General features: G+C 45.0%; 15 protein-coding genes. 4 read left to right on the forward strand and 11 right to left on the reverse strand.

Annotation, left to right across the window (positions count from 1 at the left end; all coding sequences use genetic code 11):
- The first annotated feature begins 2 nt into the window (after positions 1-2).
- Positions 3-716 carry a gamma-glutamyl-gamma-aminobutyrate hydrolase family protein gene (locus tag R2Q78_RS16460; protein ID WP_316793633.1) on the forward strand — a complete coding sequence of 238 codons (714 nt, stop codon included), beginning with the start codon at positions 3-5 and terminating at the stop codon, positions 714-716.
- On the forward strand, positions 716-2,080 hold the full coding sequence (locus R2Q78_RS16465; RefSeq protein ID WP_316793634.1) for an aldehyde dehydrogenase family protein: 1,365 nt from the start codon (positions 716-718) through the stop codon (positions 2,078-2,080). The genes R2Q78_RS16460 and R2Q78_RS16465 overlap by 1 nt, the downstream gene beginning before the upstream one ends.
- Here the strand turns inward: R2Q78_RS16465 and R2Q78_RS16470 are convergent.
- From R2Q78_RS16470 to R2Q78_RS16520, 11 genes are all read right to left on the reverse strand, one after another.
- The gene (locus tag R2Q78_RS16470) at positions 2,077-3,150 is read right to left on the reverse strand and encodes an SO2930 family diheme c-type cytochrome (protein ID WP_316793635.1); all 1,074 of its coding nucleotides are present in this window, start codon (positions 3,148-3,150) and stop codon (positions 2,077-2,079) included. The genes R2Q78_RS16465 and R2Q78_RS16470 overlap by 4 nt on opposite strands.
- A 3-nt stretch (positions 3,151-3,153) precedes the next feature.
- Positions 3,154-4,434: a parallel beta-helix domain-containing protein gene (locus R2Q78_RS16475; RefSeq protein WP_316793636.1), complete on the reverse strand. Its 1,281-nt coding sequence runs from the start codon at positions 4,432-4,434 to the stop codon at positions 3,154-3,156.
- A gap of 16 nt (positions 4,435-4,450) precedes the next feature.
- Positions 4,451-7,198 (reverse strand): TonB-dependent receptor, encoded by a 2,748-nt coding sequence (locus tag R2Q78_RS16480; RefSeq protein ID WP_316793637.1) that lies wholly within the window; start codon positions 7,196-7,198, stop codon positions 4,451-4,453.
- A 108-nt stretch (positions 7,199-7,306) separates the two neighbouring features.
- Positions 7,307-8,149, reverse strand: a complete 843-nt coding sequence (locus R2Q78_RS16485; RefSeq protein WP_316793638.1) for a LytR/AlgR family response regulator transcription factor — start codon at positions 8,147-8,149, stop codon at positions 7,307-7,309.
- Between the two features lie 14 nt (positions 8,150-8,163).
- On the reverse strand, positions 8,164-9,690 hold the full coding sequence (locus tag R2Q78_RS16490; RefSeq protein WP_316793639.1) for a serine/threonine-protein kinase: 1,527 nt from the start codon (positions 9,688-9,690) through the stop codon (positions 8,164-8,166).
- Between the two features lie 21 nt (positions 9,691-9,711).
- Positions 9,712-10,989 (reverse strand): serine/threonine-protein kinase, encoded by a 1,278-nt coding sequence (locus R2Q78_RS16495; RefSeq protein ID WP_316793640.1) that lies wholly within the window; start codon positions 10,987-10,989, stop codon positions 9,712-9,714.
- Between the two features lie 39 nt (positions 10,990-11,028).
- Positions 11,029-11,823 carry an FHA domain-containing protein gene (locus R2Q78_RS16500; RefSeq protein WP_316793641.1) on the reverse strand — a complete coding sequence of 265 codons (795 nt, stop codon included), beginning with the start codon at positions 11,821-11,823 and terminating at the stop codon, positions 11,029-11,031.
- Complete coding sequence (locus tag R2Q78_RS16505) at positions 11,820-15,821, reverse strand: FtsW/RodA/SpoVE family cell cycle protein (RefSeq protein ID WP_316793642.1); 4,002 nt, start codon at positions 15,819-15,821, stop codon at positions 11,820-11,822. Before R2Q78_RS16505 ends, R2Q78_RS16500 begins: the two co-directional genes overlap by 4 nt.
- A gap of 9 nt (positions 15,822-15,830) precedes the next feature.
- Positions 15,831-17,279, reverse strand: coding sequence for a protein phosphatase 2C domain-containing protein (locus tag R2Q78_RS16510; protein WP_316793643.1), 1,449 nt, complete (start codon positions 17,277-17,279; stop codon positions 15,831-15,833).
- Between the two features lie 94 nt (positions 17,280-17,373).
- A complete protein-coding gene (locus tag R2Q78_RS16515; RefSeq protein ID WP_316793644.1) occupies positions 17,374-18,324 on the reverse strand; it encodes a hypothetical protein in 951 nt (316 codons plus the stop codon).
- Between the two features lie 147 nt (positions 18,325-18,471).
- A complete protein-coding gene (locus R2Q78_RS16520; protein WP_316793645.1) occupies positions 18,472-18,747 on the reverse strand; it encodes a hypothetical protein in 276 nt (91 codons plus the stop codon).
- On the opposite strand from R2Q78_RS16520, the gene R2Q78_RS16525 reads away from it, so the two are divergent.
- Together R2Q78_RS16525 and R2Q78_RS16530 are read left to right on the forward strand one after the other, a co-directional pair.
- Entirely contained in the window at positions 18,735-19,868 is a 1,134-nt protein-coding gene (locus R2Q78_RS16525) for a glycoside hydrolase family 43 protein (protein ID WP_316793646.1), read from the forward strand. The genes R2Q78_RS16520 and R2Q78_RS16525 overlap by 13 nt on opposite strands.
- Before the next feature lie 70 nt (positions 19,869-19,938).
- Positions 19,939-22,689, forward strand: a complete 2,751-nt coding sequence (locus R2Q78_RS16530; protein WP_316793647.1) for a family 78 glycoside hydrolase catalytic domain — start codon at positions 19,939-19,941, stop codon at positions 22,687-22,689.
- The last annotated feature ends 47 nt before the right edge of the window (positions 22,690-22,736 follow it).

Here is a 22,736-nt window from a genome sequence, read left to right on the forward strand (position 1 = left end):
CGATGAAGAAAAAAATAGGCATCAGCTTTAGTGAAGCTAATTTTCACAATTACTGGAACTGGTTTACCCCGCAAGACCTTGGCGATGAGATTGAATTGGTAGAACTTTCATTTGAGAAGAACAATACCGAAGACATTACACGTTGCGATGGTTTTGTACTCACAGGTGGAATTGATGTAGTGCCCTCTATATATGGAGGAGCTGAAGAGTATCCCCATATGCCCGGTGAATTTCTTCCTGAAAGGGATGAGTTTGAGGGTAAGATCTATACCTATGCGCAAGCAGAAAAAATTCCTTTGCTGGGCATTTGCAGGGGTATGCAATACGTAAATATACTCGAAGGTGGTTCTGTTTTCGAAGACAATGGAGAGGCGGCCAATCAATTGCACAAGAAAGGAACGGAGGATAAAGTACACGAGGTCACCATCGACAAACAAAGCTTATTATACGCAGTAACGGGCCTTACTGAAGGTTCTGTAAATAGTGCACACCACCAGTCTGTAAAACCTGACCAATTGGGAGAAAACCTGATGGTCAGTGCTTATTCAACTACCCCCGACCGGATCATCGAAGGGTTAGAATTTAAAGATAAAACGGGAAAGGCCTTCATGCTTTGCGTGCAATGGCATCCAGAGCGTATGCAGGAAAAGGAACAAAATCCGCTTTCTCAAAAGATCAAAGAACAATTTATTAAGGAAGTCAAAAACCATAAATAATGAACATCGTAAACCCAGCTTCAGCAGAAATTATTGCGACAGTCAATGAAGACGACAGCAAGTCGCTGGCACATAAATACCTTTTGCTTAAATCCGGACAGGTCGCCTGGGCATCCAAAAGTCTTGATGAACGCATTGCTGTCATTGAAAAGTTTTACCAGTTATTGGATGAAGAAAAAGAACAACTTGCCCCGGTACTTACTGCGGAAGTCGGCAAGCCCTTGCAGCAATCCAAAAATGAAATCAATGGCGCAAGGGCTAGGATTCGCTGGATGCTGGATCATGCCGTACAATACCTTTCTGATGAAACGGTAGTCAATGCTCCTGATCTGAAAGAAGTGATCTCTTATGATCCTTTAGGCGTCATCTGTAACATATCAGCCTGGAACTATCCCTATCTGGTTGGAGTAAATGTTTTTGTTCCTGCTTTACTGGCTGGTAACGCGGTCATGTATAAGCCTTCAGAATATGCGACACTGACGGGACTTGAAATTGAAAAACTGCTGAAAAAAGCGGGAGTTCCTGACGATGTATTTAAGGTGGCTATCGGTGCTAAAGAAACAGGAGAACACTTGTTGTACATGAATTTTAACGGTTACTTTTTCACCGGATCCTACCAGACAGGGAAATACATCTATGAACGTGTGGCACCTAAGATGGTGCCCTGTCAGCTGGAACTTGGCGGCAAGGATCCTTTGTACGTAACCGACGATGTAAAGGATATTGCAGGCATTGCTGCGGGAACAGCCGATGGTGCATTTTATAACAATGGACAAAGCTGTTGTTCCGTGGAACGCATTTATGTACATGAAAAGGTATATGACGCATATGTAGATGCTTTTGTGAAAGAAGTCAAATCCTGGAAAATAGGTTCTCCTACGGAAGATGGGGTATACATTGGCGCTTTAATCCGCAAAGAACAACTCAGCCTGCTGGAAAATCAGGTAAAAGATGCGATGCAGAAAGATGCAATATTACAGGCCGGGGGAAAGGCTATCGATCGTAAAGGCAATTATTTTGAGCCTACAGTGCTTACCAATGTAAACCACAGCATGAAAGTCATGCAGGAGGAAAGCTTTGGTCCCATCATAGGTATTATGAAAGTAAAGGATGATCAGGAAGCAGTGAAACTCATGCAGGATACGGCTTATGGTCTTACATCTTCTGTTTATTCTGAAAATATGGAGCGGGCCCGGGAAATCCTTTCACAGATAGACTCCGGTACTGGATACTGGAACTGCTGCGACCGGGTAAGTGCCGGACTCCCATGGAGTGGTCGCAAGCATTCTGGTATCGGGGCTACTTTGTCACATCAGGGACTTCGCGCCTTTACAAAACCAAAGGGCTGGCACCTTAGAGGCTAAGGCTTCTTTGGTAGGCTATTTACCCAGTCGCGGATCAGCTGAACTCCTTCTTTATGGATCACAGTACGGGCAAGTTCAGGCATAGCCGTTCCGGGCTCGGTACTGTTCATCCTGTAAACCAGGATAGAGTGCAGCGCATCTCCGGGGATCACATCATAATCCAGTCCGCCGGCACCACCTCCCGCTGATACAGGAGCTTTGTGCATTCCCAAGTGATTGGGATCTGTTTGTTCGTATTCCAGAAACAGGCCGGTATTATAAGCATCACCACCTTTGGTATGGCAATGTGCACAATTGACGTCAAGATATGCCCTCGCACGTTGCTCCAGTGTATAGTGCTTCGCATCAGCCCAGTTTGGCAGCCGCTCCAATTTATCCGCTGCCGGCATTCCTGATAAAGCACCTTTTGCTGCCCATTCTTCCAGCTGACTTTGTTTCCTGCCAGTCAGGGTTAGGTTCAGGTTTCTGACTTTCGGACCAATAGGGATTAACTCCCCATCTCTAATATGGCAGCGTTTGCAATCATTGGTGTTGGGTACCTGGTAGCTGGTCGTGATTTCCTTACCCTCATTATCGAGCAGGGTAATGGGGATTTTCGCACCTGTGATGTGCTTAATGGCATCAGTCTGTTCCTTGTTCCAAAGGTAATTCATCACTTTCCAGCTTTTATCCTTAGCATCCTTCACCAGCAGCCGTGTTTCTATCATCACCTTTTTATGCTGCGCATTGGTATACGCAAAATTCTTAATGATGATGGTGGAATCAGGAAAATCCAGCACCCCATGAACGGTATATCTCATTGTTTTTCCTTTTGGTAAAACAATGAAACGGTCCTTCACCGCATAGTCCGTAAACAGGGGTGTGTTCAGTTCATAGGGTAAAATTCCATCTTCAGGTTTCAGGTCCGAAAGCTTGCCTTTAAAGAACCCATATTCTGAAAGTTTCCCTTTGAATTCAAAGGCACCGTCTGAAGTGTTCCCGGCTTCTTTACTGGTACAGCCTTGCTGACTTAAAATAGAAACCCCGGTAGTAAAGATAAGCAGAACGGCTATTAAATAGGTTTTTCGCATGGATTACTTGCAGTTGTATGGGCTAATATTGGTGTTGGGTTTCCATTGTTCGGGATTAGAAAGGTTCAGGAAATCAGCATTTACGAACACATTGTCTCCCTTCTGATTGATGCAGATGCTATCCGGGTTAACTCCGGTTCCTTTTGTCAGTATATTGGTTGAGATCCCATCATACATGATCAACGGGATCCGCTTGTTTTTTCTTGAGGGATCTACCGCGTTCAGCTTTTGTGCTATGGAGATCAATAATTTCCCCATGCGGTGTTCATAGGCAGGTGCAGGAAAAGCAGGCCCCATCTCTATAGTATTGCTGTGGATCTTTACATTTTTAGGAATCGGAAAATAATTTGCATTAATTTTCTCGCCTGCCTTTTCATCTACTACAAAACCAGAGGCAATACTGATAGCCGAAGAGTTGTTGTCGATGATCCGGTTGTCATGGATTTCAATATCTGAAGCTGCAAGGATAATCACTCCGCTGCCCGGTGAGGCATTTCCTACGCCCCAGGTGGTACCAAAACTACCTGCCTTCGCAAAATTCCTGAAGTTATTGTCGTGAATATAGTTGTTGTATACTTTTACGTGTCCGCCTCGTTTCGACAGGTCCGGCAGATCAAAGATCAGGAAACCGGCAGTATTGTTATAAAACTCATTGTCGTACACCTGCGCATTCGAGGTGTTTTCAATTTCACATCCGGCCACGTTCTTCGCCGCTTTGCATTTCCTCACAATGGCGCTATCGGTCTGGCCTACATAAATCCCTGCGTCTGAAGATCCTTCTGTATAGCAGTTCTCAATCAGTACATTTTTGCACATCACCGGGTAAATGGCATAGCCCCCACTGGTAGAGTCGGCCTTGCTCCATACCGCATGCAGGTTGGTCACTGTCACATCCCTGCTCTTGTTTATTTTAAGCAGGTCACCTTTGGAGTCTTTGATGGTCATGGCATCTATGGTAAAGCCAATTACATCGGTCACACGGATTCCTTCACCACCCTGGCTTTGTGCCGTAAAATCCAGTATGGTCTTATCATACCCTTCACCTTGAATTTTAATGTGCTTTACCTGGGCAATGCTGAGGTTGTCAAATTTGTAAGTCCCAGCCTTCAATAAAATGAGTGTGCTGTCTTTCATTGATAAAAAGGCCTCAGCTATTTTAGTTTCTTCACCAGGTTTAAAGCTTAGTGTGGTTTTAAATGCATTGTTATTGCCCTGTTCCTTTTGGGTACAGGACAAAGACATGCTTGCGATCAGAACGAGAGCGGTGTATAACAGGTTTTTCATTATATGTGTTTTGTGTTTAAAGAATGTTATAAGCATAGGTTACATAGTATACGGCTCCGATATTAGGATTGGCGACGCCGGTAGAGTAATATTTGTTGGTGATGTTGGTTGCACCCAGTCTGATGCCCGAACGTGCCTTGATCAGTTTGTAGCTCACCTGAGCATCAATCACTGCTGATGTAGGTACCCTTCCTGCGGCCAGTCCGCCAGATACCACATAGTAATACCCCGGTTTATACCTTAAAGTAGTACCAAATGACCATTCCTGTTTTTTACCAAAGCCGCTGTTACCAAGTTCCATATTGATGTGGTAGTTCGGGGTATTGAAGTTATTGATCTGGCTGTTGTTTTTGTTTTTAATGTGGTCTGAGAAATAGTTCACCTTAGCAAGGAAGTTATTGGTTAAATCCACGCTTACACTGGCTGCATAACCATAAGTGTTCACCATTTGTCCGCCATTAAAAGCGATGTTGTACTGGATGTAAGTGCTATGGTCCTTAAAAGCGGTTACGTCATTGGTGCCGGGAGTATTGGCCACATTCGCATAGCCAATGAAATTTTTCCAGGTTGAATAATAACCCAATACATCGAACAATACCCTTTTGCCGATCAGTGCAGCATAGCCCAGTTCAAAAGCGTTCACCGACTGTGGTTTGATGTCATTGTACTCAAAGCGTTTCAGCTTAGTGGGGTCGTTGGATTGCTGGTAAGCAGATACACTTTCTAAGGTATATGGCGGATATTTATCGAACTGGTAGTTGTCGTTCAGCAGGAGTGAAGAGCCACCTGATGAGAAGCTGTTATAGCCGCTCATGGTATTTTGCAAAGCTTGTATATTTGAAGGAAAGCTATAGGCATTCTGGTAAGAAAACCTGATGAAATTCTCTTTCACAGGCTCATACACGGCAGATGCTCTGGAAGTCACCTTAGGCGAAGAGAACAAGGTATTTTTATCATATCTGAATGAAGCGCTCAGGTTCAGTTTATCTTCCGCCAGGCGTTTTGCCAGCTGCACATACGCGCTGTATTCTTTTACGTTGATGGGTTTGTCTTTATCTGGAAACAAAGTGTTTTTGCTGTTCAGGCTGTACAATCTCCAGTTTACTCCTGCAATGACACTCATGAATTTTACCATGTCACTAAAGTTATACTGGGCCTCAGCATTGTATAGCTTGCTGCGGTCCAGGAACAGCGTTCCGCCTTCTGAGATAGGTGTATTGGTGATGCTGTCTTTTAGCTGGTTAAATCTCGGACTACCCAATTCTGCACGCCCCTGATCTGCGAATGTCCTTGCTGCGAGGTGCGCATCAGTTAAACTCGCACCATTTGCCAATGCATTGAGTAAGCCCGCTGTGTATTCAGGATACCAGCCACCTGTATTGCCGTCATAGCTCGTTTTCCAGGATTCGTTGATGTACTGAGCTGTCGGCCCGGCAATCACTGTCCTGCCTGAATTCTCTTGTGTGGTGTAAGTGCGCACAAACCAGTTGTCGCTCTTCAATTCCAGGCGGTACTGCCCAACCTTAAAATCCTTCAACTGGTACCTGGTATCATTCGTATACACAATGTTTCCGGTTCCATAGGTTCCCGACATGATGGCTTCGACTTTAGAATTAAGCTTGTACCTCAGTTCTGCATTGATCTTAAATAAACGTGCTTTATTGTCCAGGTAGCCAAACTCGGGGTAGCCTGTCCTCGCTACATAGTTTGGCTTGGCCAACAGGGGTTCTATGATAGGGGCCAGGGCTGGCTCACCTGCCAATGCGCCTTCCAGAAATGGATTGATGTCCGTAGAAGTAGCACCACCATAAAAATTCACCCCATTGTAATTAGGGTCAGTAAATCTGGAGCCGGGGCCGTTTTTGTTGGTAGAGTCATTGGCTACCCAATCTTTAGCCTGTGTATATTGAGAGTTGATCTTAAAAGCAAATCTGTCATTTACCTTTTTTGCATATCGGATTGCCCAGTCGTAATACGGGGAAGGGGCTACCGGATCACCATTGTTCTTATTGTTCACATGGTTTACACCCTGGGTAACCAGTACACTCAGTCCCTGGTATTTAAAAGGATCTTTTCCTGTCATCACCATGGTGCCATTTAGTCCCCTGGAGCCATACAAAGCTGATGACGCTCCTGAAAGCACCTCAATATTGTCTACATCCAGCTGGGTCAGACTGATGGCAGAACCCAGCGGGAAATTCAAACCCGGAGCCTGATTGTCCATACCATCTACGATCTGCGTAAAGTTGGTATTTCCACTCGTATTGAATCCTCTGGTAGAGATACTGGTAAAGCCAATACTCGAAACCGTAACATCTACGCCACGCAAACCCTGGATCATGTCCATATAATTGAGCTGAGGCGAATTGGTGATTTCTTTACTGCTGATCTGTTCTATGGTAACCGGCGACGATAATTTCTTTTGTACCACCCTGCTTGCAGAAACTACTACTTCCTGCCCAAGTATGGAACCTGGATCAAGACTGATCTCTAGAGAGGTATTGAATTGCAGTACTTCTACTTCTTTCGGCTCGTAGCCTATCGATGAAATCAACAAGGTAACCGGCAGTTTCTTTTTAGTGCTGAGCTGGAAGCGGCCCCTATCATCAGAATACGTCCCATCAGAGGAGTTTTTGATGCGAACAGACACTGCATAAGCTGGTTCCTGTGTCGCGCTGTTTTTAATTGTCCCCCTGATCACTTGTGCATGTAATGCTGTCCATGCACAACAATTTAGAATAAATAAGAGTAGCAGTTTTTTCATGTTTGGTTCTATTTGGTTAACGCAATATAGATTGCAGAAAGCCAGGTTTCCATTGAAAAGGGACTGTTTGGGACGAAATTATGGTATAATGGGGTGAATGGACAGCCCTTAGTTGCTCAGGTATTGCTCAAACTGTTTTTGATGGGAGGCAGATACGGGAATCTGTAATTCAGGAACCTGATCAAACTGTATGATGTAGCCCTTTGCTGTCTTTTTTGAAGACGAGATGTTCCTTGCATTAATGGTATAGGATCGATGTATCCGGATCAGATCATTGTGCTGACATTTCTCTTCTATCTTCTTCAGTGTGGTCCGGATCAGTTCTCTTTTCACTGTGCTGCCTATGAGATAATAGACATCTACATAGTTGTCTTCTGATTTGAAGAAAAGAATATTCTGCGGCTGAAGGCTAAGTATCAGTTTGCCTTTTTCATCTTCGATAGGCAATGCCTCGAGTGCAGAAACATTGGCCTTGATCTTCATCGAAAGGTTGGTCGCCAGCCTGTACTGCTGGGCAGCAAATAAGATCAGCAGACCGATGACATAAGGAATGATGGCAATCAGCAGCGTATACTTAAAGGTAAGCAGGTAATAATCTACAGAAATAGCAGGATGATTATTGAGGAGCCAGTCGATAAAGGTCATCACTACCGACAAAAACATAATTTCTCCTATGAACCATAAGAAATATTGACCATAGCTAAAGTTTTTCAGGTGAAGCCATTTCCGCAGGCAAAATTGAGTAAATACCAATGTCAGGGCCGCAGATACAGAAAATGCGATAATGATGTTCATTAACGACAGCTTGCCGATGTCATACCAGGTGTTGAAGTTAAAAGGCACGAAGGTATAGATGAAGAAAAAGCTGAAGATCGTGCACATCACAATGAACAAGGTTTTTTCACGACCTGTGTTTAGCAAAGGGAAACGATGATCAAGAGCAGTTTTCATTACATCAACAGGTTTTACTGGATTTCTTTCAGGTCTGCGATCTTCAGCCAGCCCTTGGTTATCTCTCCATCATTATTGGTATGCGTCACATAAATAAAACCATTCTGTTCATCTACCTGCTTAAACTTGGCATTTGTCCATAAACCAAAAATAGATTTTTTAGGGGCAGAGGCATCCGGCATTTCATAGAAATTCAATGTGCCCTTCGGAAGCTGATATTTTTTACCATCACTAAATACAACCGGATCGATGGTTGGCTTTGTTGCCGGCACAACAGGTTTGGCGGCAGTCCCGGTTTGGCGCTCAAATTCTTTCTGCAGACTATCCACATTCGTTTGCTGAACTGTGGTATCTACGATGATGGGTTTTATTGTTGTCGTGTCTAATGGAATGTTATTTTCTACAACAGCAGTAGTATCCTGATGGGTTACCGCCGGTGTATCGGCATAAACGATCTGCTTCTGATCGGTATTGTTTAAGAATGCGGAATAGACTGCAAACATGGCCAGTGCCACCAGGCAAAGTACCATTACATAGAATAGGGGTTTTGAAACAGCTATGGTATCGGCGGGGTTCGACGGAACTGGCGTCACCGGCTGCTGTACGGCTGCAGCTACAGGAGTTGCCTGTATCTGTTCAGTACTGTGGTGCGTAAATGCTTCCTGCAGCTCCTGTCCATTTGCAAAGCGCTTTTCAGGTGTTTTCTCCAAACATTTCTCAATGATGCGCAGCAACCATGAGGGCACATTCATTTCCCTTGCTTTAATGGTATCCGACCAGTTTTCAGGCAAATGGTTCCTGCGTTGTGCCAACAGATCTGGCACCGGTTTCTCCATGTGTGCCAGCATCACCTGGTTTCTCGAGGTTTCTCCTTTATTGTTTAATGGAAAAGGTACAACCCCTGCCAGTAGCTCATAGAGGATTACCCCATAGCTGTACACATCAGTCTGGAAAAACATCTCTCCGTCGTGCTGCTCTGGGGCCATAAATTCAACTGCACCGGCATGTCTTACACTGCTGCGTCGCTGTTCATCAGACATGATCGCCAGTCCAAAGTCCAGCAAAATATAGTTTCCCGTATCGGTATTGAACTTTACATTATTGCTTTTGATGTCGCCATGCTTCACACCAACCCTATGGCAATGTGCCAGGGCATTGGCCAGTTGATCTGCAAGCTTAATGGTTTCCCGGATCGTGAATATTGGTGCATGGGGTTCTTTCAGCAATTCTTCCAGATCTGGCCCTTCGATGTACTGCATTTCAATAAATGGAAATGAGCCACTTTCAGTAAGTCCTGAATTCAGTATCTTAACTACATTAGGATTAGGGATTTCATTTACCTTTTTTAATTTCTCTACTTCATTCTTAAAATTCCTGAAGCTTCGGTCATCCGTATTTTCTGTATGAATAGGGGTAGGCAGGATTTTAACTGCGGTGATGATTGCCCCCATTCGCTTACCTTTGTAAACAGAACCTTGTCCACCAGTACGCAATGCGCCCATGTTTTCTAATCCTTCTGTTATGGTAAATACCTTGCTCATAATGTGTGGTTAAATTGTTGTTTAAAAATACGGTACATCATCAACTAATCCGTCTTTTGTCTTTGTGTTTTTTTTTGGCGCCTCTTTTTTTTTGTCCTGCTCAGCTGCTTTATTGCCCTGCTTGCTTTGCGGTTTTACAGGCTGTTTCACGGTTTTCAGACTATCTGCCTTTAAACTATCCGCCACGTTCTCTACAACGTTATCCCCTTCACCTTTCTTATCAAATGCAGAATTAATGGCAAATATGGCCAGGATCGCAAAAAGTAGAACTCCAGCAACGGCCAGAATCTTAGGTTTTGCCAGGCGCTTATAATTGTTCAGCTGGTTGCGCAGCTTCTCATTTTCATTTTGCAGATCATTAACCGCCAGGGCTACTTCCTCATTGCTCAGCATTCCTTCATTGTTGCTGCAGATGGCTTCATACAATTCCATCCCATTGGCAAATCTGTGTTCGGGATTTTTCTCCAGACATTTAGAAAGGATGAGCAGGAGCCAGGTAGGGACTTTCATCTCTCTCTCCCGTTTATCCTCATCCCAGTTTACCGGAAGGTGGTTGCTGCGGAGTTCTATCACATCGGGCAATTGCTTTTCGATATGAGACAACATCACCATATTACGTGAAGTCTCCGTTTTATTGATCAATGGGAAAGGTACAGAACCGGCCAGCAGCTCATAAAGGATGATGCCATAACTGTAAATATCCGACTGGAAAATCATTTCCCCATTGTGCTGCTCCGGCGCCATAAACTCTACTGCACCGGCATGGCGTAAACTGGATCTGCGCTCTTCATCAGACATCACGGCCAGACCAAAGTCAAGCAATACATAATTGCCGGTATCTACATTGTACTTTACATTATTGCTTTTCATGTCGCCATGTTTCACACCTACCTGATGACAGTGGGAAAGTGCATGGGCGAGATGATCGGCCAGTTTAATGGTTTCTCTGATTGTAAAAATAGGCGAATGCGGGGGTTTCAATAAATCTTCCAGGTCGGGCCCCTCTATGTATTCCATTTCAATAAATGGAAGAGAACCACTCTCTGTAAGTCCGGAATTCAGGATTTTCACCACATTCGGACAAGGCTGTTCATTTACCTTCTTGAGCTTCTCTACTTCATTCTGAAAATCCCGGAAATTCTTGTCGTCCGCATTCTCCGCATGTATGGGTGTCGGCAATAGCTTTACCGCAGAAAGAATGGCACCCATCCTTTTGCCCTTATAAACAGAGCCTTGCCCGCCGGTGCTCAGCGCACCCATGTTCTCCAGTCCTTCTGTTATTGTAAATACTTTAGCCATTGTTGTTCATTATAATTCAATTTTCAATCAAATGCAAATTTAGTGTTGATCTTTCGTGTAGCTGAATACCAGCACTGCTGATTCTCCCAGGATGATCTGATCACCTTCCTGCAGGGCATGACCCAATTCTGTAAAGGTAAGTTTCACCGGATTATGGTCGCCCACAGACCTGATCTTCACCTTGTTACGCGGCGGTACACCTCCATCGTCTGCAAAGAGCATAAAAGAACCGGCATCATTGTTCCACTCTATATGCGCATGTTGCCTGCTGATGTATTTGTTGCCTTCATTGGTACTTTCACTCGGAAAAGCGATGTTGTTTTCCCTGATGAAACCTTCACCATCTTTGGCATGCCGCTCTCTGCCGATGTTAACCCTTCCCGAGGAAGAGGAAAGCGTATATTCCGGCTGTTCTGCCTCTCCGTTCAATACCCTGATGTAAGCAGTTCCGGATTTCTGAACCACCGCATGTTCGGGTGTTTTGATGTAAAGCGCGGCATCCAGCTGTGGTACTTTAATCGCTTCGGGAGGCAGCTCATCGGCAAAAAAGATCTCCATTTTCCAGTTTTCAGGCAGGTCAATCGCAAAATCATCTGCTATGCGCTGCAGTTCATTTTTAAACCGGCCTTCCTCTTCCATGAAGACTGCTGACTCATACATGTATCGTTCCACTGGCGGACAAGCGATGAAGAGCTGAAATCCTTTAATGTGTTTTCCTTCACCACCTTCCATTTTCTGCAGTTCCTGCTTGATGAAGACAATCAGGGCCTCCCTGATGGCTTTTACATCCTGAGGTTTTTCCGGAGTGTTTTTATTAAATAAACTAAACATCATTCTTCAGTTTTAGTGGCTTTTGCAAGCACAGTTTTAAAATCTTTAATATACCCTAGTTTTAAGAGGGCAGGTACCACATGTTGTCCGGCCAATAAAACCGCCTTACTGGATCCCTTCGTTTTTTCAATACGGATACAAACTACGATATGGCCTGGTCCGCTTTGCTTCGGTACAAAAAAGGTGTACCAGCCATCATTGATACGTTCGCCCTTCCAGATTCTTTCCGGCGTACCCGTTTTTCCCGCTACAGTAATCCCCAATGTCCAGGTTTTTCCCGCACTTTGCTTCAGCATATAATCGGTCATGAGTGCCGCATACTGCGGATCATTAGCCAGCTTGATGCCTGGATTTATAGCAGTCGCAGAATCACTGATTTTCAGCACATACCTGTTATTGATGATCGTACCCTTGTTCGCGATCCCCGAAACCATTCTCGCCACAGATGCTGGTGTAGCAATCAGTTCACCCTGTCCCCAGGACATCCCGGAAATGCCCTTAGCACGGGTACGTCTGATCCTTGCTGGATCATACGCAGGCTTGGTCTTAAACTCTGTCCGTCGCCAGAGTTCCTTCCACTTCTCCTCCTGTTTCTCATTGTTTTGAGGATGATCGTAATAATATCCGCCAACACCTCTTAAAAACATACCTGTTTTTAAATATACATCGGCCATTTCCTCTTGCAGGTGCTGTTGGTTGGCCAGTTTTATAAAATAAACGTTATTCGACTTCACTACTGCCTTTTCCAGCGTAATTGTACCCGTTTCATCCGGTTCAATGCCCTTGGTCCTGATCCTTTCGTTCATATATACCGGATAGGTCTGCTTTGCCGCAGCCAGTCCCAGTTTATTAAAGGAAGCCATCGTTGTCGCCAGTTTGGCTGTAGATCCAGGTTGTGTGGCATAGGTGAAACCCAGGTCACTGGTCGTCATCCAGCCCGATAGTTTATTTTGTTCCGCAGCAGTCATGGTCAGTTGTTCCCAGTCCTTTACCGGTGGGAGCGGGTAGACAGCCGAGGTCAGCACATCTCCTGTATTGTCTTCCATGATCACCACCGACACCCGGCTTTTTTTCAGGGAGTCATCCTGCATCATGGAGTGCTGGATCGTCGACTGTAACCTTGCATCGATCGTTAGCTTAACATCTCTGTTGCGCTTTTTAAAAGCTTGTACATCACTGCTGTTGATGCCGGAAAGGAGCAAAGGTGCCAGCGCAGAATAATCCCTTTTGCTTACCGTCATTTCTTTCACACCGCGTGGCAGGAAACGGTCTTCCTGATATTTACTTGCTTTTGTATTGAATGAAGTTGTTGGCGTGTGAAAACCCCTAAGTTCAGCAGCATGCTCATATTCCGCAAAGTAGCCGTTTGTACTTCCGTTGAATACCCCTGTGTTGGCATCGCCAGTCCAGAAGAAGGCCTGCTCCTCAAAAGGATAATACCTGTCGACACGTTTATGAACGGCGGAATCCAGATTGTAATCTACCCCTGAAGCCTGTAGGGTATTCTTTTGTTTTCTTACAAAATCAGGATTACTGGTCGCCAGAATGCGGCCTTTTCTATCATATAGCTGTCCCGCCTCCAGTTTATTCATCAATATGGCAATACGTGGATTATAGCTGAACATCCTCACACCACTGCGGTCGGCCACTAAAGAAGGTTGCACTACCCATTTTTTATTATTGGCAATGTATTTGGATACCGTAACTGTTAGCAAAACTACCGCTACACTGGCCGATAACAATGCGGGTACAAGGTTTTTGTCTTGTTGTTTGGTAATGAATTCCATTTGCAACTTGGAACCCCTTACCAGGGACACGGACATCAGAATACCTGCAGCCAGCATATTGGCTACTAATGAAGATCCCCCGTAACTGATAAAGGGTAGGGCTACTCCCGACAACGGCAATGCACCGGTTGACCCCCCTGCTATGAGCAGGAACTGTACAAACATACTGATCCCTATCCCTGCACAGAGATAGAATAAGAACGGCGTTCCCGTTTGCCTGCCTATGATGATAGAACGGTTCAGGAAGACCAGGAACAATATAAAAATGCCTACTATACCAGCCCAGCCAAATTCTTCGCCTATTGCAGGGAGGATCATGTCGGTATGCGCCTCAGGAATGGTCTTGGCAAAACCTTCACCGACACCTTGTCCGCTGATACCTCCGCTCGACATTGCCCAGATACCATTGGCTACCTGGTCTCCGCCGTAAACCTCATTGTTCCATGGGTCCTGCCAGATCGACTTCCGTTCCGTCAGCCTGTTTACCGGTCCGGGGATCAGCTTGTCCAGGTAAGGAATCTGGTCTATCAGTAAAAATCCTGCGATGATCATGATCACCATAATGGCCGATTCACTGGTCTGTTTTTTATTGAAAAACATCACAATGGCCACCAGAACTACCGTAATTAAAGAGGCTATCCATATGTTCAGGAACCATACCGTTAAAGTATAAGTCAGAATGGCGATCAACATCATCATAAAATCCCCGCGTGAAAACGAAAACAGGATGATGAAAGTAAAACACACCACCATTGCCGGACCAAGGTCTCCAAGCATCAGGTACATCAGGATCGCAATACCCATAGCGATCAATGCAAATGAAAAGAAATACCAGCGTTTCTGCCAGCTTCTGTATTCTGTGATGAAGCGCTCATTGGTAGCAAAGAAGCCTGCCAGGAACAAAATAATACCATATTTAACAATCTCACTCGGTTGTACACCAAAGAGGTTGACTTTAACACCGCTGCCCTCTGGTCCGCTGCCGAAAACAATCGTCAATGCCAGTAATCCCAACGCTAATGCCGCCCATTGCCAGCCATTTGCCTTGGCATTGACCTGCGGTCTCAGTACAAACATCCGGTAGAATCGTGAGTCTACCGTCAGCTTTCTGAAATTGATGAACAGCATAATGGCGATTCCCAGGATTCCCATTCCAAAAAAGACCAGCGAGTCACGGGCAAGGAAACGATCCCTCAGCGGATCCTGTAAACTCAATAAGGTAATGAATGACAGTCCCGTCATCAGCATCACCACCGGAAGGATCAACTGGTCGGCCTGAGGGAACTTGAAGTTCATCAACAGGTGAAGCAGGAAAAATCCGGCAAAGAAGCTAAGCACAATGACGCCAAACCATTTGTTGTATTCTTCAGGAGTCCGTACGATCAGTGATTTTTCCTTTTTAAGAATCTTAAAATCCCTGGCAGAAAATAACCTGATGGTATGCGGACTTTGCTTAAACGTAAAGCTGGCATCGCTGCTCAGCTCCTGTACGCCTTGCGACCTCCCAAACTGGAATCCCGGTTGTAATGGCAATACAGAAAAAGCCTTGTCATCAGGCAGGTTACGGAAGGCATATCCCCCGTCTGCGCCTGTTCGCACATACGCTGTTAAATTCTTTTTCTTAATCCTGCTGTCACCTTCCATGTAAGCGTCTTCATCCTCTGCATAGGCACTGTCCTGGGGCAGGATCATCTGCAGTTTCACCAGCACACCCTGTACTGGCTGCTCCTTACTGTTGACGATCTTTCCGCTGATGCTATGGCTGCCCATTTTCAGATCAGTCTCAGCATCCAGGGCAGGAGGGTTCTTCCTTTCCTGTTTGAACCTTAGGGAGTCGTCACCGGTATATCCCAGCAAGGCGCGTGAATCACTTACACGCTTTTTAAAATTCTGACCGCCATTGCTGAAAGCATAATCCGCTTCAACAAAAAAGCGGCGTTTATTCAGCTCCCCAATATTGTCGATCGAAGTAAAGGATTTAGCACCTTCAGTCACTGCTTTTTCAATAAGTGCAATGTCTTTTTTATCCTCAAAGTAATAACCCTTTTCCAGCAATGTCCTGATGTGGCTACCCGGGTTCTTCTCATTCAGGTTTACCATTGTACCGTTTTCCAGCCTGGTCTCAACATCCGAAAAACCCTTTTGCAACTGACCGAAAAGCGTGTAGAACAAAGCGCCCAGCACAACAGTAATCAGTAAAATAAAAAAGCGCATTTTAGTCATCTATGGTTTGGCTAGGGAATCTGTTTTAAAAGTACTTCGTGTGATTTGTCCATTTACAAACTTACCTTCCGGAAACTGATAGGCTGCTGTAATTCCAGCCTGACAATTGATAAACCTCACATTTTTGAGCAATAAGGCATTGTTCTGAGATGAAATGGCTGTGTTAAAATGATCAAAAGTCAGGTTTTCAAGAAAAATGTATTTCCCCGCAGGCTTAATGATAATGGCATTTCCTTTAAAAGCCGAATCACTTTGAAGGACCATATTGGTTTTGGCCTTGATGAATAAAGTGTCCCTGTTGAACAGCAAAGCTTCAGTCAGGATAATCGGCGATTTGAATAAGGAATCCGTCAGGATTAGCACATTGCCCTTCAGGTTATTGAGCGTGTCCTGTAGCTTTACTTCCTGCGGATTACGGATATTCTTAGCGGCGGTAAGCCTGTGCTGTTTGACGTTGTTCAACTGCTGACTGGTCTGCCATAGCAGGTACACCGACAGCAATAAGAAAACGAGGCACAATACAGAAAGCAGGGTGATGATCCCTTTATTGCTTTTTTGTTCCTGTTTGATCTCCTGAGCCTCTTGTGCAGCTGTGGAAACCGGAGCCTGTTCTACAGTTTCGCGAACCACCGGTTTATTCGGCTGTTGCTTTTTTCTTTCAGGTCTGGCCAAAGGTTTTGTGGCCTCATGAACCAGCGACTGGTTGTCATTTTTTACCAGCACGACCGTAATGTTGTCCAGCCCGCCATTTTTATTGGCAGTAACAATCAGTTCTTCTGCCTTGGTTTTCAGCTCAGTATCCCTAACCAGGATTTGAGTGATCTCCTGGCGGTTTACCATATCAGACAGGCCATCACTGCAAAGCAGCAGCAAGTCGCCCGGCAGAAAAGGGGATTGCCCCATTTCAATATAATCTTCCTGCGCGGCTATTCCTGATCCAAAACCCAGTGCTTTATTGATCTCGTTGCGCTTTGGATGTTTCATGGCCTGTTCTTCAGTGAGCCGGCCGCTATCCTCCATAAAGCCTACAAAACTCTGGTCTTTGGAGATCTTTACGAGCGAATTGTCCCTCAGCAGGTATAAGCGGGTATCGCCCACGTGGGCGTAATGGAACTGATTTCTTTTCAGGTCTACCACAGCAAGGGTAAGCACGCAAGCCATACTCTCATGCTCCTTTACCTTTTGCTTTTCGGCCATGATCTGCGCGTCGGCCGCAACAATAGCTTCCCTCATCAGCATCGTCAAGTCGCCGGAAGGGCTGCTTAAACGCTGAAGTATGGATTGCCTTGCAATGGCAGAGGCGATCTCACCGCCGGCATATCCACCTACGCCATCTATGACGCAGGAAATGATGTAATCGACTCCGGTAGTACTTTCAGCAATGAAGGTATCCTCATTGTTGTCCCTTACCTTTCCGGTATCGGTCAATCCAAAATAATTTTTCTCCATTCTATTTAGGCGAGTTTTTAATGTCTCTAAAATGTGCGATCAGCAGAAACACACATATGGTCAATAACGCTATAGCAAGGACATGTGACATAAATCAGGATTTAAATATGTTAACACCGATAATGCCATTCAGTATAATCCTGGAATTCAGAGGCAGCTCAGTCCATTTCGGACCGGTAATGTCACTGCGCTCAATGAGGTTTTCATTCACAATGGTCTTTTCTCCAAAGGACGCCAGGTAGAACTTGTCTTCCGCATCATTGTATCTGATCTTAAGATGAGGCGTATTTACCCATTCAGAAGGGATCTTGAAGATCGCGCTTCCTTCCCGGGTTTCTTCATTTCCAGATACAGTAATGTCAGTCACTTTCATCAGGAATTCCAGCTTCTGACCGGCATAAGCCCTGTCGGGTATGGTGGTTTCAAACCTGGCAATAAGTGTACTTTCTGCAGTGGATTTAGTTTTCTGCTCATATTTGAGGTTATCTACATAAGGTATTTCGTAATAACCTTCACTGTAAAAAATAAAGTCCTTCAGCACATCATTGTTGATATCGAAAGTCTGCGCCATTCCCGTTTGTCTGGGAATGAAGGTCACACGCAGGTTTTCTTCCTTCTGGTTACTGTCCGGCAGCAGCTTTCCGATGAAACCGATATCTCCCGGTTTATAATCAGGATGAGAAACAAACCTGAATACCCATTTATTACTCGATGGCTCTGCTTTTTTTCCTTGTGCTACCTTTTGGTTCAGGATCTCATAAAAGCTCTTTACCGATTCCTGGGCTATCAGTCCAAGTATCCCTTTTTTATTGTCCATAAACTCCCGGTAGTCATCCACATTGAGGCAGATGATGTATTCATGATAAAATACAATGCGTTCGGCAAAGGACAGTTCGGACATGGATTGTTCAAACTTTTCAATGATGTATTTGTAAACAACATTAGGTGTAAGGTGCTTTAAACTGGCTGATGCAGCATTTCCATTATTGGATAAGAACCAATCCTGAACGCCTATTCGTTGCCAAAAAGAAGGTTTTGTAGTCATTTATACTAATTGTGTTGTTATGATAACTGAATATAGTGATAAAGGTGTATAATTATTAACAAAAGATTTTAATTGATGGTTTGCATACTTTGCTTTATAGCAAATATTCTGCCATATAGCGGTCATACGTATCATCAGTAATTCAATTTAGTACCTGCTTATATCCGCAAGGAGTCCGGTTGTATTGTGTTTATACCCGCGGCTGATTTTAAGCGTATTTGATGCGGGTGCTAAACGGATTTGCAGCGGGTTTAGCCGTACCAAACCCGCTGCAAACCCGTAGCAAATCCGCTCCAAACCCGCTGCTAATAATAACGGAGTATAAGAGCAGTCCTGACTGAATAGTCCTGAAATATTTTTAGTATTTTGCACTGGTGCATTTTTAACGTCCATTTGCATTGATAACCAGAATGATGAAAGCATTTACACTAACTTTTTTACTCTTAGCCGGAATGGCTTTATGTGCAATAGCTCAAAACATATCTTCCTTTAATCCGGGAGAACTTTGGCTTGATACAGATGGAAAGCATATCAATGCACATGGTGGCGGAATATTGTTGCATCAGGGAAAATATTATTGGTTTGGAGAACATAAGGTCGAAGGCAGACAAGGCAATTCTGCTATGGTAGGTGTTAGCTGTTATTCTTCTGCGGATTTGCTGAACTGGAAAAATGAAGGTATTGCTTTAAAGGTCGCCGATGAAAACTCAGGTTCAGAAATTGAGAAAGGAAGCATCATTGAAAGACCTAAAGTTATCTATAACAAAAGGACCAAAAAGTTCGTCATGTGGTTTCACCTCGAACTTAAAGGCAAAGGGTATGATGCAGCACGTACTGCTGTTGCGGTAAGTGATAAGGTGACCGGGCCTTATACCTATCTGAAATCTTTCAGGCCGAACGCCGGGGAATGGCCGCAGAACTTCAAAGAAGAATGGAAACATAAAACGGTTCAGGAAAAGGATATGAAAGCCTGGAGCCAGGAATGGAAAGATGAAGTCGCCAAGGGACTTTTTATCAGAAGAGATTTTGAAAAGGGTCAAATGTCACGTGATATGACAGTTTTCGTAGACGATGACGGCAAAGCTTATCACATTCATTCCTCAGAAGAGAACCTCACACTACATCTGTCTGAACTGAGCCCGGACTACCTTTCATTTACAGGCAAATGGATCACTATTGAGCCCGCAGGTCACAATGAAGCACCTGCGATTTTTAAGCATAAAGGAAAGTATTACCTGATTACTTCGGGCTGTACGGGCTGGGATCCAAATGCGGCCCGATCTTTCGTCGCCGAATCCATATGGGGACCCTGGAAGCCTCTTGGTAATCCTGCAAAAGGGGAAGGGGCTGAGCTTACTTTTGACTCACAAAGCACCTATATCATACCGGCGCCGGGCAAAAAAGATACTTTTATCTTCATGGCCGACCGGTGGAGACCGAAGAACCCTATAGATGGCAGATATGTATGGCTGCCCATTACATTTGAAGATGATAAACCCGTTTTCAGATGGGAAAAAAGCTGGAAGCTAAAGGATTCTTTTTAAGGTATACCAGACAGTACAGGTTGCGAATGCAAGGGCGGGTTTGTTACTTTAAACAACCAAATAGCCTGTCATGAAACCCAATAAATATATTCTGTTAGCGGTATTGTTGCTTTGTGTGTCTGCTTTGGCCTTCGGTTCAGGGAAAACTGATAAAATCAGCTCCGTGATTCCGGTCAATACAAGGTGCGAATACCTCATCAACCCAAAAGGACTTGATGAATTGCATCCCCGTTTTAGCTGGACATTGGTGGCAAGAGATACCTCAGCTTTTGGACAAGGACAAACAGCGTATCGAATTGTGGTTGCCGCTACCGAGGCTCTTTTAAATGTCAATAAAGGCGATGTCTGGGATTCTGGGTGGGTGAATGCTGCGGATATGCAGCACATCGTTTATCAGGGTAAAGCATTGACATCAGATCGTACCTATTTCTGGAAAGTATGCGTCAAGGATGAAAAGGGAAGGGTGTCTGCCTGGAGCGAAACCGCGAGATGGACAACAGGTTTATTCCGGTCTGCGGACTGGAAGGCCAAATGGATTGGGACGGATCAGATTTTTGACCGCTCAAAACAGGATTGTAATATAGCTGACCCATGGTTGCGTAAAACTTTTACGCTTAAAACAAAGCCCGGAAAAGCAACAGTGTTTGTGGCTTCTGTCGGCTTCCATGAAATTTACGTGAATGGCAAAAAGGTAGGTAATGACATCATGGCGCCCAGTGTGACCGATCATACCAAACGCGCACGCTATGTGGCGTACGATATTGCACCCGAACTCAAAGCAGGGAAAAACGTGATTGCCATCTGGCTGGGCACCTCCTGGTCAATTTTTAGTCCCTATAATAGCAAGGATCGCCCAAATACTCCAATGGTGATTGCCCAGGCTGCTGTTTATCCTGTTAAAAGCCCCGGTGCATTGACGAAGCCTGAGGTGGTCATCATGACAGATGAGAGCTGGAAAACCCATAAAAGCCCCAATAAATTATTGGGCGTATGGGATTTTGGAAAGATGGGAGGAGAGCTCTGGGATGCCAGGGAAGAAATGCCGGAATGGAACACTTTATCATGCGACGAAACTGCTTGGTCACAGGCAATATGCTATCAGCCAAAATTGATCCTGTCTGCCCAAAAGGTAGAGCCTAACAGGGTATTTGACGAGATAAAACCCATTGCCATTGCTGAGAAGAATGACGGAACCTATAGGGTAGATATGGGGGTGAACTTTGCCGGGTGGACGGAAATCAAGGTGAAAGGCAATCAGGGTGATAGAATCGAATTCCTGTTCTCAGAGCGTGAACAGAACGACATGACCTTTAACAATCACAGTGCTTTTATCATTGGAGTTAAAGGTGAAGGGACTTTTCACAACCGGTTTAATTACAGTTCCGGACGCTGGATTACCATCAAAGGATTAAAATATAAACCCACACGAAACGACATCAAAGGATGGATGGTACGTACCAATTACCAGGATGCAGCAGCATTTGAATGTTCTGATTCTCTGCAAAACTGGATATACGATAGGATCAAGTGGACTTTTCAAAACCTGTCGATAGGTGGGTATATCGTCGACTGTCCGCAACGCGAGCGGCTCGGCTACGGTGGCGACGCACATGCAACCTGTGAAACAGGGATGTTTAACTACCACATGGCAGCGTTCTATACCAAATGGATGGAAGACTGGAGGGACGTTCAGGATGTCAAAACCGGCATGCTGCCACATACGGCGCCAACTTACACCGGAGGCGGCGGGCCACCATGGGGAGGTATTGTAGTTGCCCTGCCCTGGTTCATTTACCAGCATGAGGGCGATACGAGAATTCTGGAAAAGAATTTCGAACTCATCAAAGGCTGGCTTTCTTTTCTGGATCTCCATACCAAAGATCATATGCTGGTTCGTTTTGGTGGGGAATGGGATTTTCTGGGCGACTGGCTATGGCCGGGAGCAACTGCGGAAGGCATGAATAACGACAAGCCACAAACGGTATTTTTAAATAACTGTTACCGTATATTTAACCTGCGCACGGCAGCTAAAATTGCACGGATCCTTCATAAGGATGAGGAGGCGTTGCGATGGGAAAAACAGGCAGAAATATCCAGCGCCGCTATCCAAGCTAAGTTTTATAATAAAGACGACCATAGCTATTCCGACAAATCAATGGCCAATCTGGCTGCAGCATTAGTGGGTGATGTGATGCCTGCTGGCCTGAAGCCATTGATCATGAAACGGCTCGAAAATGAAATTCTGGTTGTCCGCAAAGGACATATCAATGTTGGTATTACCGGCGGAGCCATGCTCTTCAAAGTGCTGAGAGATGCAGGGCGCGATGACCTCATCTATTCCATGACCTCACAAACCGATTATCCGGGCTGGGGCTACATGAAAGCCAATGGAGCAACGACCATCTGGGAGATGTGGGAAAAAGACCTGCCCGGGCATTCGTTATTACACAGCTCATACCTGTACCCGGGTGCCTGGTATATAGATGGAGTGGCCGGCATCAGGCGTGATCAGGAAGCTCCTGGATTTCAGCGTTTCATTGTCCGCACGCCATTGCTCACAGAAACTCAGATGAAATGGGCCAGGGCTGAGTTACAGTCCCCGGCAGGATTGATTAAAACTTCATGGAAGCGGGATAATGGTGAGCTTAGCATGAGCATAAACGTTCCTCCAAACTGTACTGCAGTGCTCCAGCTGAGGGTGGAGGATGCTGCGAGTCTTACCGCTCAGTCAAGGTATATGAAGGACCTGGGCATTAAAAACGGATTCAGGTGTTTCGAACTGACACCAGGACATCATAGAATTAAGGCAGGGAAGACCTAATCCAGGTGATTTATTGCTATATTCAGCCTGTGAAAATTTAGGTTAGA

Origin of the sequence: Pedobacter frigoris (assembly GCF_032678645.1) — a bacterium.
GTDB classification, from domain to species: domain Bacteria; phylum Bacteroidota; class Bacteroidia; order Sphingobacteriales; family Sphingobacteriaceae; genus Pedobacter; species Pedobacter frigoris_A.

What these genes read in the sequence shown, in the direction of transcription:
- R2Q78_RS16510 (WP_316793643.1), bottom strand. Translation starts at nt 17,279, where the DNA reads ATGGAGAAAAATTATTTTGGATTGACCGATACCGGAAAGGTAAGGGAC.
- R2Q78_RS16460 (WP_316793633.1), top strand. Translation starts at nt 3, where the DNA reads ATGAAGAAAAAAATAGGCATCAGCTTTAGTGAAGCTAATTTTCACAAT.
- R2Q78_RS16530 (WP_316793647.1), top strand. Translation starts at nt 19,939, where the DNA reads ATGAAACCCAATAAATATATTCTGTTAGCGGTATTGTTGCTTTGTGTG.
- R2Q78_RS16490 (WP_316793639.1), bottom strand. Translation starts at nt 9,690, where the DNA reads ATGAGCAAGGTATTTACCATAACAGAAGGATTAGAAAACATGGGCGCA.
- R2Q78_RS16465 (WP_316793634.1), top strand. Translation starts at nt 716, where the DNA reads ATGAACATCGTAAACCCAGCTTCAGCAGAAATTATTGCGACAGTCAAT.
- R2Q78_RS16475 (WP_316793636.1), bottom strand. Translation starts at nt 4,434, where the DNA reads ATGAAAAACCTGTTATACACCGCTCTCGTTCTGATCGCAAGCATGTCT.
- R2Q78_RS16515 (WP_316793644.1), bottom strand. Translation starts at nt 18,324, where the DNA reads ATGACTACAAAACCTTCTTTTTGGCAACGAATAGGCGTTCAGGATTGG.
- R2Q78_RS16525 (WP_316793646.1), top strand. Translation starts at nt 18,735, where the DNA reads ATGATGAAAGCATTTACACTAACTTTTTTACTCTTAGCCGGAATGGCT.
- R2Q78_RS16500 (WP_316793641.1), bottom strand. Translation starts at nt 11,823, where the DNA reads ATGATGTTTAGTTTATTTAATAAAAACACTCCGGAAAAACCTCAGGAT.
- R2Q78_RS16520 (WP_316793645.1), bottom strand. Translation starts at nt 18,747, where the DNA reads ATGCTTTCATCATTCTGGTTATCAATGCAAATGGACGTTAAAAATGCA.
- R2Q78_RS16480 (WP_316793637.1), bottom strand. Translation starts at nt 7,198, where the DNA reads ATGAAAAAACTGCTACTCTTATTTATTCTAAATTGTTGTGCATGGACA.
- R2Q78_RS16505 (WP_316793642.1), bottom strand. Translation starts at nt 15,821, where the DNA reads ATGCGCTTTTTTATTTTACTGATTACTGTTGTGCTGGGCGCTTTGTTC.
- R2Q78_RS16470 (WP_316793635.1), bottom strand. Translation starts at nt 3,150, where the DNA reads ATGCGAAAAACCTATTTAATAGCCGTTCTGCTTATCTTTACTACCGGG.
- R2Q78_RS16485 (WP_316793638.1), bottom strand. Translation starts at nt 8,149, where the DNA reads ATGAAAACTGCTCTTGATCATCGTTTCCCTTTGCTAAACACAGGTCGT.
- R2Q78_RS16495 (WP_316793640.1), bottom strand. Translation starts at nt 10,989, where the DNA reads ATGGCTAAAGTATTTACAATAACAGAAGGACTGGAGAACATGGGTGCG.